General features: G+C 45.3%; 16 protein-coding genes. 9 read left to right on the top strand and 7 right to left on the bottom strand.

Annotated features, from left to right (window positions below; genetic code table 11):
• Positions 1–78 precede the first annotated feature (78 nt).
• The 3 genes from NSQ57_RS21395 to arsC all read left to right on the top strand — a co-directional run bounded on the left by NSQ57_RS21395 (position 79) and on the right by arsC (position 2,250).
• Complete coding sequence (locus tag NSQ57_RS21395; protein WP_318628112.1) at positions 79–429, top strand: metalloregulator ArsR/SmtB family transcription factor; 351 nt, start codon at positions 79–81, stop codon at positions 427–429.
• 86 nt (positions 430–515) lie between these two features.
• Positions 516–1,805 (top strand): arsenic transporter, encoded by a 1,290-nt coding sequence (locus tag NSQ57_RS21390; RefSeq protein ID WP_342425270.1) that lies wholly within the window; start codon positions 516–518, stop codon positions 1,803–1,805.
• Positions 1,806–1,830: 25 nt separating this feature from the next.
• Complete coding sequence (arsC, locus tag NSQ57_RS21385) at positions 1,831–2,250, top strand: arsenate reductase (thioredoxin) (RefSeq protein ID WP_029519339.1); 420 nt, start codon at positions 1,831–1,833, stop codon at positions 2,248–2,250.
• Positions 2,251–2,295: 45 nt separating this feature from the next.
• Here the strand turns inward: arsC and NSQ57_RS21380 are convergent, their stop codons facing one another.
• On the bottom strand, positions 2,296–2,691 hold the full coding sequence (locus NSQ57_RS21380; protein ID WP_013373192.1) for a helix-turn-helix domain-containing protein: 396 nt from the start codon (positions 2,689–2,691) through the stop codon (positions 2,296–2,298).
• A gap of 162 nt (positions 2,692–2,853) precedes the next feature.
• On the opposite strand from NSQ57_RS21380, the gene NSQ57_RS21375 reads away from it, so the two are divergent.
• Positions 2,854–3,414: an NAD(P)H oxidoreductase gene (locus tag NSQ57_RS21375; protein ID WP_029519338.1), complete on the top strand. Its 561-nt coding sequence runs from the start codon at positions 2,854–2,856 to the stop codon at positions 3,412–3,414.
• A 122-nt stretch (positions 3,415–3,536) separates the two neighbouring features.
• Here NSQ57_RS21375 and NSQ57_RS21370 read toward each other — a convergent pair whose 3' ends face one another.
• From NSQ57_RS21370 to NSQ57_RS21360, 3 genes are all read right to left on the bottom strand, one after another.
• Positions 3,537–4,787, bottom strand: coding sequence for an ABC transporter permease (locus NSQ57_RS21370; protein ID WP_342425269.1), 1,251 nt, complete (start codon positions 4,785–4,787; stop codon positions 3,537–3,539).
• Positions 4,771–6,090: an HlyD family secretion protein gene (locus NSQ57_RS21365; RefSeq protein ID WP_029519336.1), complete on the bottom strand. Its 1,320-nt coding sequence runs from the start codon at positions 6,088–6,090 to the stop codon at positions 4,771–4,773. The genes NSQ57_RS21370 and NSQ57_RS21365 overlap by 17 nt, the downstream gene beginning before the upstream one ends.
• Positions 6,091–6,224: 134 nt before the next feature.
• Positions 6,225–6,758 carry a MarR family transcriptional regulator gene (locus tag NSQ57_RS21360; protein WP_069011591.1) on the bottom strand — a complete coding sequence of 178 codons (534 nt, stop codon included), beginning with the start codon at positions 6,756–6,758 and terminating at the stop codon, positions 6,225–6,227.
• Positions 6,759–6,996: 238 nt separating this feature from the next.
• On the opposite strand from NSQ57_RS21360, the gene NSQ57_RS21355 reads away from it, so the two are divergent.
• Positions 6,997–8,172 (top strand): DHHA1 domain-containing protein, encoded by a 1,176-nt coding sequence (locus tag NSQ57_RS21355; protein WP_069011590.1) that lies wholly within the window; start codon positions 6,997–6,999, stop codon positions 8,170–8,172.
• A 12-nt stretch (positions 8,173–8,184) separates the two neighbouring features.
• Here NSQ57_RS21355 and NSQ57_RS21350 read toward each other — a convergent pair whose 3' ends face one another.
• Together NSQ57_RS21350 and NSQ57_RS21345 are read right to left on the bottom strand one after the other, a co-directional pair.
• A complete protein-coding gene (locus NSQ57_RS21350) occupies positions 8,185–8,886 on the bottom strand; it encodes a YoaK family protein (RefSeq protein ID WP_029519333.1) in 702 nt (233 codons plus the stop codon).
• A 193-nt stretch (positions 8,887–9,079) separates the two neighbouring features.
• Entirely contained in the window at positions 9,080–9,598 is a 519-nt protein-coding gene (locus NSQ57_RS21345) for a DJ-1/PfpI family protein (RefSeq protein ID WP_069011589.1), read from the bottom strand.
• 148 nt (positions 9,599–9,746) lie between these two features.
• On the opposite strand from NSQ57_RS21345, the gene NSQ57_RS21340 reads away from it, so the two are divergent.
• The gene (locus NSQ57_RS21340) at positions 9,747–10,139 is read left to right on the top strand and encodes a helix-turn-helix domain-containing protein (protein ID WP_013312050.1); all 393 of its coding nucleotides are present in this window, start codon (positions 9,747–9,749) and stop codon (positions 10,137–10,139) included.
• Positions 10,140–10,287: 148 nt separating this feature from the next.
• Here the strand turns inward: NSQ57_RS21340 and NSQ57_RS21335 are convergent, their stop codons facing one another.
• Positions 10,288–10,623, bottom strand: coding sequence for a helix-turn-helix domain-containing protein (locus tag NSQ57_RS21335; RefSeq protein WP_013312049.1), 336 nt, complete (start codon positions 10,621–10,623; stop codon positions 10,288–10,290).
• A gap of 266 nt (positions 10,624–10,889) precedes the next feature.
• On the opposite strand from NSQ57_RS21335, the gene NSQ57_RS21330 reads away from it, so the two are divergent.
• The 3 genes from NSQ57_RS21330 to ribD all read left to right on the top strand — a co-directional run bounded on the left by NSQ57_RS21330 (position 10,890) and on the right by ribD (position 13,932).
• Entirely contained in the window at positions 10,890–11,987 is a 1,098-nt protein-coding gene (locus NSQ57_RS21330) for an FAD-dependent monooxygenase (RefSeq protein WP_029519330.1), read from the top strand.
• Between the two features lie 83 nt (positions 11,988–12,070).
• On the top strand, positions 12,071–12,835 hold the full coding sequence (locus tag NSQ57_RS21325) for a GTP cyclohydrolase II (protein ID WP_029519329.1): 765 nt from the start codon (positions 12,071–12,073) through the stop codon (positions 12,833–12,835).
• Positions 12,832–13,932, top strand: a complete 1,101-nt coding sequence (ribD, locus tag NSQ57_RS21320; RefSeq protein ID WP_029519328.1) for a bifunctional diaminohydroxyphosphoribosylaminopyrimidine deaminase/5-amino-6-(5-phosphoribosylamino)uracil reductase RibD — start codon at positions 12,832–12,834, stop codon at positions 13,930–13,932. The genes NSQ57_RS21325 and ribD overlap by 4 nt, the downstream gene beginning before the upstream one ends.
• The last annotated feature ends 355 nt before the right edge of the window (positions 13,933–14,287 follow it).

Below are 14,287 nucleotides of genomic sequence, written 5' to 3'. Positions count from 1 at the left end.
ATTATTCGTTCTTGATATTAAAATCGATATATATTAGCATATAAGCATGTAGTTATATAAGCGGAAGGAGGTCACACATTGGAGCAACTTGGTTATGTAGCCGATCATTTAAAGCTACTGGGGGATAAAACCCGGTTGGCCATGCTTTCCCTGCTAAGAGAAAGAGAATGGTGTGTTTGCGAATTTGTAGATATCTTTGATATGTCGCAGCCAGCAATTAGCCAACATTTGAGAAAACTAAAGTCGCAAGGGATTGTAAAAGAAGAACGACGAAGTCAGTGGGTATACTATTCCCTAAATGTAGACGATAAGCCGCATATTCAAGCTGTTCTTGAGCGTATGCCAGACTCCAAGCAAATTTTAAAATGGCTGAATAAAGAGGAGCCGATCACATTTTGTGAACCGGATTCCTCAGCTTGTTCATCCTAAAGACTGTTCCGTGTATCTCCTTGAGGGATAACGGTGCTATTATATAAGTATATGTTTATAAGGTAATATATTGGAGGTTTAGAACATTGATTTTGTTGGCATGCATTATATTTTTAGCCACTTTAGTATTGGTGATCTGGCAGCCTAAAAATCTGTCCATCGGATGGTCTGCCTGTGGCGGTGCCATACTCGCCTTGCTGGTGGGTGTCGTCGATTTGCATGATGTTTGGGAAGTTACTCATATTGTCTGGAATGCGACACTGGCTTTTGTAGCCATTATTCTGATTTCGTTGGTGCTTGATAAAATCGGCTTCTTTGAATGGGCGGCGCTTCACATGGCACGAGCTGCGCGAGGAAGCGGAACCCGGATGTTTGTTTATGTGACCATTCTTGGCGCCGTTGTTGCTGCTTTTTTTGCGAATGACGGTGCGGCCTTAATACTGACACCGATTGTACTGGCGATGGTTCGGGCACTTAAATTGGATGAGAAAATGATTTTTCCTTTTATTATAGCGAGCGGTTTTATTTCAGACACGACGTCGCTTCCGCTTGTGGTCAGCAACTTGGTCAACATTGTGTCAGCCGATTTCTTTGGGATCACCTTTATGGAATATGCGAGTCGCATGATTGTACCTAATTTATTTTCTTTAGCAGCCAGTATAGGAGTACTGTATCTTTTTTTCCGTAAAAGAATTCCGAAAACGTTTGATACGGCACAATTAATCACGCCTGCGGAAGCGATTAAAGATCCAAAAATGTTCCGTATGTCTTGGATCGTTCTCGCGGTTTTGTTCGTTGGCTACTTTGCATGCGAATTTTTTAACATTCCCGTTTCGGTGGTGGCTGGTATTATTGCTATCTTTTTCTTATTGATGGCGCGTAGAAGCCCTGCAGTGCCGATGAAAGAAGTCATCAAGGGTGCTCCATGGGCTATCGTATTTTTCTCCATTGGGATGTATGTTGTGGTGTACGGTCTACGTAATGCGGGTTTGACAGATCTTCTGTCTCATGTGATTCAGGCGGCTGCCGATCAAGGTATGTTTGTGGCCACCATGGGCATGGGTTTTATTGCGGCGATTATCTCGTCGGTCATGAATAACATGCCTACGGTCATGATTAATGCGCTTGCCATTGATGCTACCCATGCAACCGGTATGGTCAAAGAGGCGTTGATTTATGCTAACGTCATTGGTTCTGATCTGGGACCGAAAATAACTCCGATCGGTTCATTAGCCACGTTGTTGTGGCTGCATGTGCTCCGTTCGAAAAACGTAAAAATTTCTTGGGGGACTTATTTTAAGACAGGCATTGTCTTAACCATTCCTACACTTTTTATGACCCTACTGGGCTTATATCTATGGTTAATCATTTCATAATGGAACATTGAAGGAGACGGTAATGATGGAAAAAAAGACAATTTACTTTTTATGCACTGGTAACTCTTGCCGCAGTCAAATGGCAGAAGGCTGGGCCAAAAAATACTTGGGAGACCGTTGGAATGTATACAGTGCGGGTATTGAAGCACACGGCCTTAACCCTAAAGCGGTGCAAGCGATGAATGAAGTAGGGTTGGATATTTCCGGTCAAACTTCAGATATTATAGATCCTGCTTTGCTGAACAGCGCGGATTTGGTTGTGACCTTGTGCGGAGATGCTGCTGATAAATGTCCTATCACACCTCCGCACGTTCGTCGTGAACATTGGGGATTTGATGATCCGGCTAAAGCACAAGGAACAGAAGAAGAGAAATGGAGCGTATTCCAGCGTGTACGGGATGAAGTAGGGGCTCGTATTCGGAAATTTTCGGAGACTGGTGAATAAACAAGGTACACAGCTTAGGTATAGTATTACAGCAAGCACGCCTCCTTAAAGGGGTGGTGCTTGTTTGGCGTTTTTCTCCTTCACAGAATACTCTTCCAACACCTTTGTTTTATCTCCATAGATCCTATCCAAATGATCTTCTCCCCATAAGCAAAAACGATCAAGCAGATCTTTAAAATCCCATCCATATTCACTAAGCTCATATTCCACTTTGGGGGGAACTTGGTTATAAATGATGCGGTGGATGATTCCATCCTTTTCAAGCTCTCTAAGCTGTTGGGTGAGCACTTTTTGGGTGATTTTCGGAATGAGTTGACGAAGTTCGTATGTACGTTTTCTGCCGCTGGTTAAATGGTGTAGGATAATGCCTTTCCACTTTCCACTGATGACCTCCAAAGTTGCCTCGATCCCGAGCATATAGGTTTTGGCTTTGTCTTCCATAGACTTTTCCCCCTCTCCGATCTGTAGTACAAAAAGCACTAAGGAACCTTAAAGTACCTACAGTACATTGAAGTGCGTACTTCACACTTTAATGTATAACATCCATAATAGCATCTGTAGACAGGGTTCACCAATTATGAGGAGAAAGAAGGTTACGGATACATGAAAGTTTTATTGGTCGTCACGCATCCTAGAGAAGATTCACTAACCCTTGCGGTCATGAATCGTTTTGTAGAGGGATTGAAAGAGAATAAGCACGAGGTAGATATTTTGGACTTGGATCGGGATGGATACAATCCGGTGTACAGCGCTGCAGATGAGCTGGATTGGAATACGACCCATAAACAATATGCTCCTGAAACACGGAAAGAGATGGATAGAATAGTGGCTGCGGATGCTCTGGTCTTTGTGTTTCCATTATGGTGGTATAGTGTCCCGTCCATGCTAAAAGGGTACCTGGATAAAGTGTGGAACATAGGTTTACTTCAGGAGTTCACGTCAAAGCAGGTTTTGTGGATGTGCTTGGCGGGAGGGACGAAAGAACATCTGATCAAGTATGAATATCACGATTTGGTTACTAATTATTTGAATAAAGCCATTGCTGGTTACGCAAGAGTAAGAGAGTCCAAGGTGGAGTTCTTCTATGATACTTTGTCCGAATCGAAAGAATACATTGAAGGATTACTGGAGCACGCTTATCAATTAGGTCGGGCATATAAGTGAATTCTATTCTGATAACAATGAGAATTTAATATTATTGAGGATTTTGCAAAATCCTGATTATTGAAAAAGGGTTAAGGCTCGTTAGACGGCACTTAACCCTTTTTTATTTTACAGACGAGACTCTATCCTTTTACAGGCTCGTGCGTAGGTGCTGACGGTGCCCCTTGCATAGATAACCCGCCGCCAGTTGTGCTTGCTGGAACAACGGGATGTGGTAATCCCTTTTCAGAAGCAGTGCCCGCAGTCTGCTTGGCCAGCTTCTGTTTCTCCCATAGGGCTCTGGCGATCACCAGCAAGGAGAGTACACCCACATATAGTAACAGAGAACCGAGTTCGGGAAGCATCTCCTGCAAAGGTGCACCACGCAGACCCATAGTGCGCAGGAATTTATACATCCATACAAAGGGGAAGAAATCACCGATTTGAATCGCTAAAGGTGGAAACAGTGATCTGGAAAGAACAGCCCCTGATAGAACAAAAGCAGGCATGAGTATCATCACCATTCTGCCAATGGCTATTCCCGGATGTGCAGCGCCCCATGCAACCAGGACATTGATACAAACGGTACCGAATACATACAGGACAACTGGAATTATAAAGAGAATTGGATTGGCCTCGAAACGGCCTCCCCCAAACACTTTAAGCATCCCTAGAGAGAAGATTAAGCCAGCCGTCGAAAACAGCGTATAAGGAAGCATACGCAGCAGGATGTTGAACGGATTTTGCAGCTCAGCAGCCAGCCTCTTGGAAACCCGGAGTCTGGCGACCAGAGGTAAGCTATTTATATTCAGTATCATAAAAGAGAACATACAAGTGAATGCAAGTATCGTCGTATTCTGATAGTCATTCGTTGGATTAAACATGGAACGCACTTCCAAGGCGATACCATTGAGGGCCCCTTGAGCCTGTTCTGCGTTCATCCCGGTTTTCAACATAGCTGGAACAGACAGTTCCATATTCTCGGAAACGCTAATTTCCTGCATAGCTGTACGAATCGAAGTAATAGATTGTACATTGGTATTATCGAGAATGAGACCCACGCGGCTGGAGAGGGAACGATTGTGATTGTCCTCTAAACCATGCGGCAATGAAATAACAGCCAAATATTGCTCATGATAAAAATACTGTTCAGGGTTGTCCGTATACGAAACAATCTCAGCTACGTTCATATACGGGGAAGCATCTATTTTCTGAATGAACTCACGGCTGTAAGCTGTGTTATCTTGATCCACCACTACCACGTTAGCGTCGTTAATTTGGCTGCTTGGGAGCAACAGTGAATACCCCAGTACGGCAATCAATGGGAAGATAATAGCTATAATCGGATACTTGGAGTGAACCAGATACGACCATTCATCACGAAGAGATTTCATTTGTATTCACCTCAACTGTCATGCCTGGTAGCAAAGCTGCTTCTCTTGTTACATATACACGTATCTGGAATGTAGCGGTATCTGCTTCTCCTTTTTCACGGGACATCTTCACATTAGCGAATTGTGGTGCAGCAGTTACATAGCGTACCGTACCTTTCAAGTCCTTATTGAGACCAGAGATATGAGTTTTAATTTCTTGATTGGCCTTGAATTTCCCCGCTTGTTCTTCATTCACATAGAGATCGTAATATAAATCGTTGGTTTCCAGGGTAATCACAGGAGCACCTTGCGCCACATTTTCGCCGACTTTGGTACTAATCGAAGTCACCTTGCCATCCTGTGGTGCTTTTAACACCAGGCGTTCTTTTTTGAGCAGCAACGTTTTAAGCTGAACTTCCTGTGTGTCTTTTTGTTGCTTTAAAAGGTCAATAGCCAGCTTCTGATCTGCCAACTGTTGACGACTCTGCTGAATGGTTTCCAGCTGGGTCTTGGAACGATCGACGGACAATTGGGCACCGCGAATTTCTTCCTCGGCTTGTTTTACCGAAACGGCTGCTTGTGTCGTCTGTTCACTGGCCTGCATACGTTCTTCAGAAGTGGCACCATGAAGTAGCTTTTGTAGAGCCTCTTTTTGCTGACTCAACTGATTTGTCGCTAAAGTCAAAGAGGATTCGGCATCATCCAACGCTGCTTTGGATGCACTTCCTGCATCATAGAGTGCTTTATTACGCTTATAGTTGGTCTGCGCAGTCTGAACGTTTTTGGTTGCTGAGGCTACAGCAATTCGTTGCTGCTGAACATCTTCATCCCGAACCCCGTTATTGACCTGTTGTTCCGCAGCAGTGGCTTGACGCTCAGCCGCTTGTGCCCGCTGCAATGCTGCCTGACTTTTACTCTCAGTCACTTGAGCTTGCGCGATATCTAGCTGTGCCTGTTTTTCCTGAGTTGCTGCCCGTGTATAGCCTAAATTGATGGATTGTTGTTGTTGGCTGATTTGCGTATTGAACTGGGCAATTTGTGTCCGCAGCTGCTCAATTTGCAGATCCACATCTGTGGAATCCAAAGTCATAAGGACAGTTCCTTTTTTCACCTTCGTTTCTTCTGTTACCGGGATGTTCAGGACTTTGCCTCCTACTTGTTCAAAAGATACATGAATGCTATCCGCATTTAGTGTTGTGCCTTTAACGGATCGCGAAGCATTGACTTGATCTTGTCCGTTGGTCTGGAGCAGGAAACCCCCGCCGATCAGACAGGCGATAGAAATGAGAGGGATGATGAGGCTGGTGGCTTGTGTGCGATTCATGGGTAATACGCTCCTTAGATTCATAAAATGGGTTAAACATAGACTCGAATAAATATCCTGATATGTACATTTTATTTATTCTTTTATTTAATAATTTAAAAGTTAGTCGGCTAACTAAAACGCAAAATTAAAACTTATTCTGGTTTTGTTGCTTTATATATCTCTTTTGCTTGAGGGATGCCACTTTCTATTTTTTGCAGTAACGTCAGGAGCAATTCCTTTTCATCGGTGGACAGGTGGCTCATCAGTGTGGAAGTGCTTGTAAAATGTATAGGCAGCAGTCTTTCCATCATTTCTGTTCCTTGTTCGGTCAGTTTAACAATGCTCATACGGCGGTCGGAAGGATGAACAGATCGAATAATAAGCCCATCGCGTTCCAGGCGGTCAAGCAGACCGGTAACAGTAGGCTTGCTAACCCCTACTTTCTCCGCAAGCTCTGTAGCCAGCAATCCTGTATGGATGTTGCGGTACAGAAGAATTAATATTGAAAATTTCCCATGAGATATACCGAACTTCTCAAAGCCCTCAAAGCTGACTTTAAAGACGCTGGAAGATACCCGCATAAAAAATAGCATAGCTTCTGTTGCTCTTACATCAATCTCGGGGATACGCATAGAAAATTCTTGTAGCGCCTCACGAGTGGGCAAGTCCCGTAAATCAAAATCCATAAGGTTCTCCTTTCTTCTTACAGTATGTTCCAATCAATAAATTAGTTAGCCGACTAATCTTAATCTATTCAAAAATGAATTTCAAGCTAAACTTTGTTAATCGTCATGCGATTGTTCACCATATGGAGGTTGTTCGTGCCATGGTTCAAGCTTTTCCCTACATTGATATTTACAATGAAGTGCTTGATAATAAGTGGATATCGCACGAGACCAAAAACCCAAAAGTGAGGAACCTGGAATGACGACAAAATTATACTACACTGCTCCAAATCTTACGGAGTGGGACACTCATATTACACAGAGCATGGAAAGAGACGGAAAATATTTGGTTACGCTGGAGGAAACGGCCTTTTATCCGCATGGTGGAGGCCAGCCTTGTGATACAGGAACAATTCAGGGCGTCCGTGTATTAGATGTTGTTCTCGAAGAAGGGGATATTTGGCATCAGGTAGAGCGTTTGCCGGAGGATCGGAAAGTAGCCTGCCGATTGGATTGGGAACGCAGATTTGATCATATGCAGCAGCATAGCGGGCAGCACTTGCTGTCAGCGGTTTGTCTAGAGTTGTTGGGTGCCCGTACGGAAAGCTTTCATCTGGGACAAGAATATGACACGATTGATGTGAACTGTTCGGATATAACGCCTGCGCAGCTATCGGCAATCGAGCAGGAAGTAAATCAGCAAATCTATAGTAATCGCAGCATAAAAAGTTATTTTGTAACCCGTGAGCAATTGAAGGACATTCCGCTTGTGAAAACGCCCAAAGTGACAGAAAATATTCGGATTGTCGAGATCGAGGGCATTGAATATAATGCTTGCGGTGGCACACATGTAGCTCAGACCGGGGAAATTGGAATCATTAAATGCTTAAAATGGGAGAAGCAGAAGGGGATGGCAAGAATCCATTTCAAATGTGGCGCTCGCGCACTCCAGGATTTTAACGATAGTGTTCAGATATTGGACGTGTTATCTATGAAGTTCAATACCGGGCGAAAAGATATTTTGACCCGATTCGAAAAGTGGGAGCAGGAGCATAAACAGCTTAAGGCGCAAGTGGAGCTCCTACAAGAGGAAAATGCTTCGTACCAGGCGAAAGAGTTGCTATCTGCTGTGCGGGGGCATGTTCTTGCTCATGTATTCGAACAAAAATCCCTGCAGGACATGCAGCAATTGGCTACCAAGCTGACAGCTGAGCATGATTTGCTTGTTCTATTTGCCACAACAGCAGAAAACAAAATCCTTCTGGCACATAACGGCACCCAGTCTGTTAGCTGCGGAGCATTTTTGAAAGAGAATCTGGGGGCATTTCACGGTAAGGGGGGCGGTAGCAACCAATCAGCTCAGGCTGCATTCCCGTCCCGTGAAGACCTTTTGAATTTCTTTGAAACGGCCCAGCGCCAGTTCGTTCAGGGCTGATGTAATGAAGGATTAGTGGCGTAGGGGAAGCTTCCACTTTTCCTTTTCTGTAAATAAAATAAAAGAAAAAATAAGTGCAACAACAGCGCCCCAAACGGCTTTATCCCCAATTGTCAAAGTTAGAAATCCCCCCAGCAAGGCTCCTACCAAGAAGGCTGCCAGGATGACACCATAACGCATCGCTCGAATGGCAGCGTTCGTGTCCTTGGTCGTTACGGCGACATACACAGCCTCGATAGCTGATCGGAGGTTACCGGTGCTGACCGTGGAGGTGTACGGCACATCAATGAGCTTGCGGAAGGAAGTCATTTGCACGGAAGCGACGAACGAGACGATCACCACCACTACCGTATTGGGAACTCCTTGCGGAATCAATCCCACGATGAAAAAAATCGCAATTTCCAGTAAAAGAATTGCGCGGGTCCAGTCCGGAGTTAAACGGTGGGTTGATTTTCGTTTAATCCCTTCAGCAACAAAAACCCCCAGTGAAAAGGCGATCAGGGGCGGGATATAGGATAACGCCTGAATCCAGTGCCCCTGAATGACTTTGACAGCCAGCAGCACGATATTGCCTGTCTGTGCGTTGGCGAAAACACCGCCTCTTCCAACAAAGGTATATGTGTCCAAAAAGCCCCCTACTAATGATAGTAAGGCGCCCAGTCGCAACGATTCGGACGTTACCTGATGTAAATGTATTTTGCCTTTCATAAACACGGCATATAAGCCTCCTATGCTAAACGTCGATTGTTTAAAGCTAACACGAAAATCCAGGACCATACAATTAAATTAATCACTTAAGCATGAAAATGACACAAAAAAGCCACATCAGGTCCCATACAATAGAAAGGACGTGATGCGGCTTGTTGGAGTGCTGTTTAAAGTGTCATCTGGAACTTCGAGAATGTGCTTATTGCAGAGCTTGAACGAGGGCTGCGCCGAATTCCTGTGCACCATCTGGGCCATCGGCTGTAATAATGTCGCTATGCGCAACGACATGCTGAGCGAGATATTCGGCTTGATGCACTTGAAGCTGATCCTTTTGTATATCCACTGGATAGCATGTAGCCGTTCTACCAGAGAGTAGTCCGGTTTGAGCCACGGCTACAGAGCCTGCGCAGATGCCAGCCAATAAAGTCTTTTGCTCATGAGTTTGTTTTAGCAGAGTTTGGAGATCCGCGTTATTCCACAGATGGTCATTCGTACCTGATCCGCCGATCACAGATACTACATCATAATCAGCCAGCACAGCGTTTGTAAAAACAAGATCAGCTGTCGCTTTACCGTTGTAGTCACCCGTGATTTCGCCTGTTTTTGTACTAGCTAGGGTCACGGTAACGCCTGCTTGCTCCAGCGCTTCCTTCGGTTTAAACAATTCATCCTCATTAAAGCGCTCTGGGGGTATAATAAAAAGAGCTTTTTTACTCATACTTTATTCCTCCTTGAATGTGTAACGTTATCTACTATTGTAGGATGGCTTCGTCAGGCTGTGAAGAATGCACTTTCAAGTACGGAGGTTACCTGCAGGTTACTATTAGAGTGCAAGACCATGATGATTTAGAAGGAGTTAATTATATATGTCTGATACGCTAAGAGAAGAAATACGGGAGAAGATCGTTAACGGAGACTATAACTGCGAAAAGGAACTAACCTTGTCAGTGTTAAGCGGAAAATGGAAGGTCGTCATTTTATGGCATCTGGGTGTGGAAGGAGCGCATCGTTTCAGTGACCTGCAAAGGCTGTTTCCGAAGCTGTCGCATAAAGTGCTGACCAATCAGTTGCGGGAGTTGATGGAGGACGGTATTGTGCACCGGGAAGTGTATCCCGAGGTACCTCCAAAGGTGGAGTATTCGATGACCGAGCTGGGGATGACGATTTTACCCATTGTGGAGATGATGTATGACTGGGGGAAAAAACGGGTGCAATCCATACGTGAGGAAATGCAACGCAGCGGTGAGGGAAACGTTTAAAGTTCCTTCATATGAAAAATAGAACGCCTTGCACTATGAGTACAATTGTACTTAGAGCAAAGGCGTTCTTTGGCATGTTAGCAGTCTGTGTTTTTATCATATTAGTCTAGGAACAATAGCGGTAGACGTGAAGCTGCTTCAATAAGAATCATTGCTGTTCAAGTGCTGGTAGAACCTCAATCCAGCGTGTAGCCCAAGTACCGATATGGTCAAACAAAGGAGCTAAATCGCGTCCTTTATCCGTAAGAGAGTATTCAATCCGTACGGGCTTCTCAGGATAAACCATACGTTGTATGATTCCTTCTTCCTCCAGCTCTTTCAAACGGTCCGAAAGGACCTTTCCACTTAAATTAGGAATTGAATTCTCAATAGCGACGAAACGTTGCGGACCATTCGTTAGTTGAAATACGATCAATACCGTCCAACGCTTACTCAGTAGTTCCATAGCCTTTTCAAACCGTGGACACATCTGCGGAATGTTCATGTGATCACCTCATGCTTATTATTAACGATTCACTGTTAAAAGTAAATGATTTTACTTTACATAAATTTATTACTTGACGAAATGATATGATATAAATATACTTTGTTACATAAAGTAACTTGTTAGCTTTGAGACGGAGCTTAAGATATGAATACTTAAAATTTAAACTTAATTTGATGTTATTTTTGATATTATTAATGATGTAATTAAATGAACAGGTACGAACTAATCGTTGAGGTTATGGTTTGGGTGTAGGGGGAAGTCGGATGAAGCTGGAATGTGAAGTGTGCGTAGTTGGAGGGGGACCCGCAGGGACTTTGTTGTCCTGTCTACTGGCGGCGCAGGGTGTATCCACGATATTGATTGAGCGGCAGAGCATAGCGGGAAAGGCCTTTCGCGGTGAAATCTTAAATGATGAGGGTCAGGAAGTGATCCAAAGGCATAAGCTGCTCGAACAAATTCATGAGAACTATGTTCTCGCCTCCACAAGGATCGAATATTGGGGGCATCAGCGGCAAGTGAAGACGGTCAAGCCAGTATCAGTAGATGGTAATGTGGGGGTTCATATTCCACAGCCTCGATTTTTGGAGGCTTTGCTCAAACAGGCGTCAACCTACGAGTCCTTCCGTTACCTGGCGGGTACAACTGTGACTGCGTTGGAAGGTAACAGCGAGCAGGGGTACACGGGCTTGACCGCCCGCGATAAGAACGGTCATGAGATCACGATTCACAGTTCGTTGATTGTAGGGGCAGATGGTCGCTATTCGACTGTGCGCAAGCTGGCGCAGATGCCTGTGACGAACATTCGACACGGCTATGATCTGCTATGGGCGAAAATTACGGCACCTGCTGGGTGGGAGCCCGTCACTCGTCTGGCATGGGTCAACGGAGGACAATTGGCTTTATTCTCGCAGGCTGAGGGCTATATTCAAATTGGCTGGAATGTGGAGGAGGGTAGCTTTCTAACCCTGTTTAAGCAATCCTTTGAACCATTTATACAACGGTTTACAGAGGCTTTTCCAGATTTGAAGCATAGTGTGCATGATCATATTCGTTCATGGAAGGACTTCGTACCGTTGGATATTTTCAGCAGTCGTAGTGACACCTGGACGCAGAACGGACTGGTCCTTATTGGAGATGCGGCGCATACCATGACACCTACCGGAGCTTTTGGCTTGAACGCAGCTTTGAAGGATGCCGATGTGCTAGCCAGTGAGCTTCTTCGTTTACGACAGAAGAGCTATACCGCCGGAGACCTAAAGGCGTTCGAAGACGGACGACGGCAGGCTGTCACCGAGCTTCAGGAACGGCAACTGACGATGGAATCCACGTTTCATGAACATTTCTTACACAGAGTTCAATGATTTATGACCCTAACAATAACGATTAGCCTTTGAAGAATTAGGCATTTTCTATATAGAGCTTATATAAAGGATGGTGCAAAGAGATGAACCAAAAAGATGTAGCTACGCTACTTAACGATAAAATTCAAACCGTTCGTGGAGAACAATCTTCGACGATTTTGGTTGGACCGATCAAGCTGCCAGTTAATTTGGAAGGGGAAACGGTTGTTTTTCAGTGGTACTGCTGGTTGCCTGTACGGGATGAGGAAGATCGTCAGGACTTACTGAATGCCACCGCTGAGACGATTGTGAAGCGATTGTCCACACTGGATTTGGCAGAGGGACAACAGTCAAGCGTTTTGGTGTACGGCGATCTCGAGCAGTCGGAAAATGCATTAGTTCGCATGCATAGTATTTGCCATACTGGAGATATTTTTGGTAGCAAGCGTTGTGATTGCGGATTTCAACTCCACCAGTCCATGAAAATGATCGTGGAACATGGAACGGGTGCATTGTTCTATCTGGCTAACCATGAAGGCCGCGGAATTGGTTTGTTTAGTAAAGCAATGGCTTATATTCTGCAGGAAGAAGGCATGGATACCGTGGAAGCCAATCATCAATTGGGTTTTGAAGATGATACACGCAACTATGCGGATGCCATTAGTGTGCTCCGTCACCTGAGACAAAAGCCGGTAACCCTGATCACAAATAATCCCAAAAAACTGGATGCCTTGAAAAAATCGGGTATGAATGTGGCGGGTCGTATGCCGCTCTGGGGCGATGTGTCGCAATATAATGAACGGTATTTGAATACAAAAGTGGAACGATCCGGCCATTTGCGGGATTCCGATCTCAGGGAGGTTCTATGACCACTCACGAAAAATATATGCGCCTGGCACTGGAAAATGCCAGAAGTGCTAAAGGGCAAACAGAACCGAATCCGCTCGTCGGATCAGTCATTGTCAACAACGGCCGTATCGTTGGGATCGGCGCTCATCTGAAGCCCGGCGAGCCACATGCCGAGATTCATGCGTTGCGTATGGCGGGTGAACACGCTCAGGGAGCGACGATTTACGTAACGCTGGAGCCGTGTTCCCATCACGGCCGGACAGGCCCGTGCGCGGAAGCGATTGTGAAGGCTGGTATTCGTCGAGTGGTGATTGCAGCGCTGGACCCGAACCCGCTGGTTTCCGGCAGAGGGGTGCAGATTTTGAAAGATGCAGGCATTGAGGTCATTGTCGGCGTATGTGAGCAGGAATCCATCCGCATGAATGAAGTGTTCAATCAATATATCGTGAGCAAGCGTCCTTTTATTACGATCAAATCAGCAGTAACGCTGGACGGTAAAATTGCAACTCGAACCTCTGAAAGCAAGTGGATCACATCTGAGGCTGCACGGGAGGATGTGCATCGTCTTCGTCACGAGCATGTAGGAATCCTGGTCGGTGTACAGACCGTGATTCATGATAATCCTCAGCTTACGACTCGTCTACCAGAAGGACGGAATCCGATTCGTATCATTCTGGATAGTAAGCTTCGAATTCCATTGGATGCTCGTGTCATTACAGATGGGGAGGCTCCGACCTGGATATTCACAGGACGGGCCTACGATGAAGGCAAGCGAAGCCAGCTGGAACAGCTGGGTGTAAAAGTATATCCGACACAGGATGAAAACAGCGATCGAGTTAACCTGCCGCAAATGTTGGATATTCTGGGGGCAGCGGAGGTGTCATCGGTGTTCGTGGAAGGCGGAGCCGAAGTGAACGCTTCGTTCGTGCAGCAAGGGCTGGCAGACAAGCTGGTGCTGTATATGGCGCCGAAGCTGGTTGGAGGACGTGCAGCCCCGGGATTTCTCGGGGGAGAAGGCGTGTCTGCGATGAGCGATGCGGTGGCATTGCATGATTTGAGCGTGACACAGGTTGGTGTAGATTGGAAAATAGAAGGGTATTTTGAGCGGGGAAAATGAGTGAGTTGTTTTCGGGTGGAGGAGGCGCTTCGCGGAGAGGTTGATCTTCCGATCGCTGTTGCAGTGGGATTCTTCGGATTGTATGAGAGATTTAAAGGTAAGAATCCCACTGCAAAGGCGAACGCTTCCGCTTCTCCAGATGCAACCCCTTCGCTCCGCTGCTGCCCACCGCAAAGTCACTCTTTTTCCGAAATGTTGTGGAGCATGGGAAGGGCATAAGAAACTAAATACTCAAAAACTCAAAGGCTCAAAAACTTATAAATTCAAAACAGAGGATCTGAAGGGCTAATAGGCCTGGAGGATTCTTTTTTTATATACTAAACGTTTATTAGGGTGAATGGTTAATGGGATGAAT

Origin of the sequence: Paenibacillus sp. FSL L8-0502, assembly GCF_038593055.1 — a bacterium.
Classification (GTDB): Bacteria; Bacillota; Bacilli; order Paenibacillales; family Paenibacillaceae; genus Paenibacillus; species Paenibacillus polymyxa_D.
Note: the sequence above shows the minus strand (reverse complement) of the source record. Positions and strands in the feature narration are given on the sequence as shown.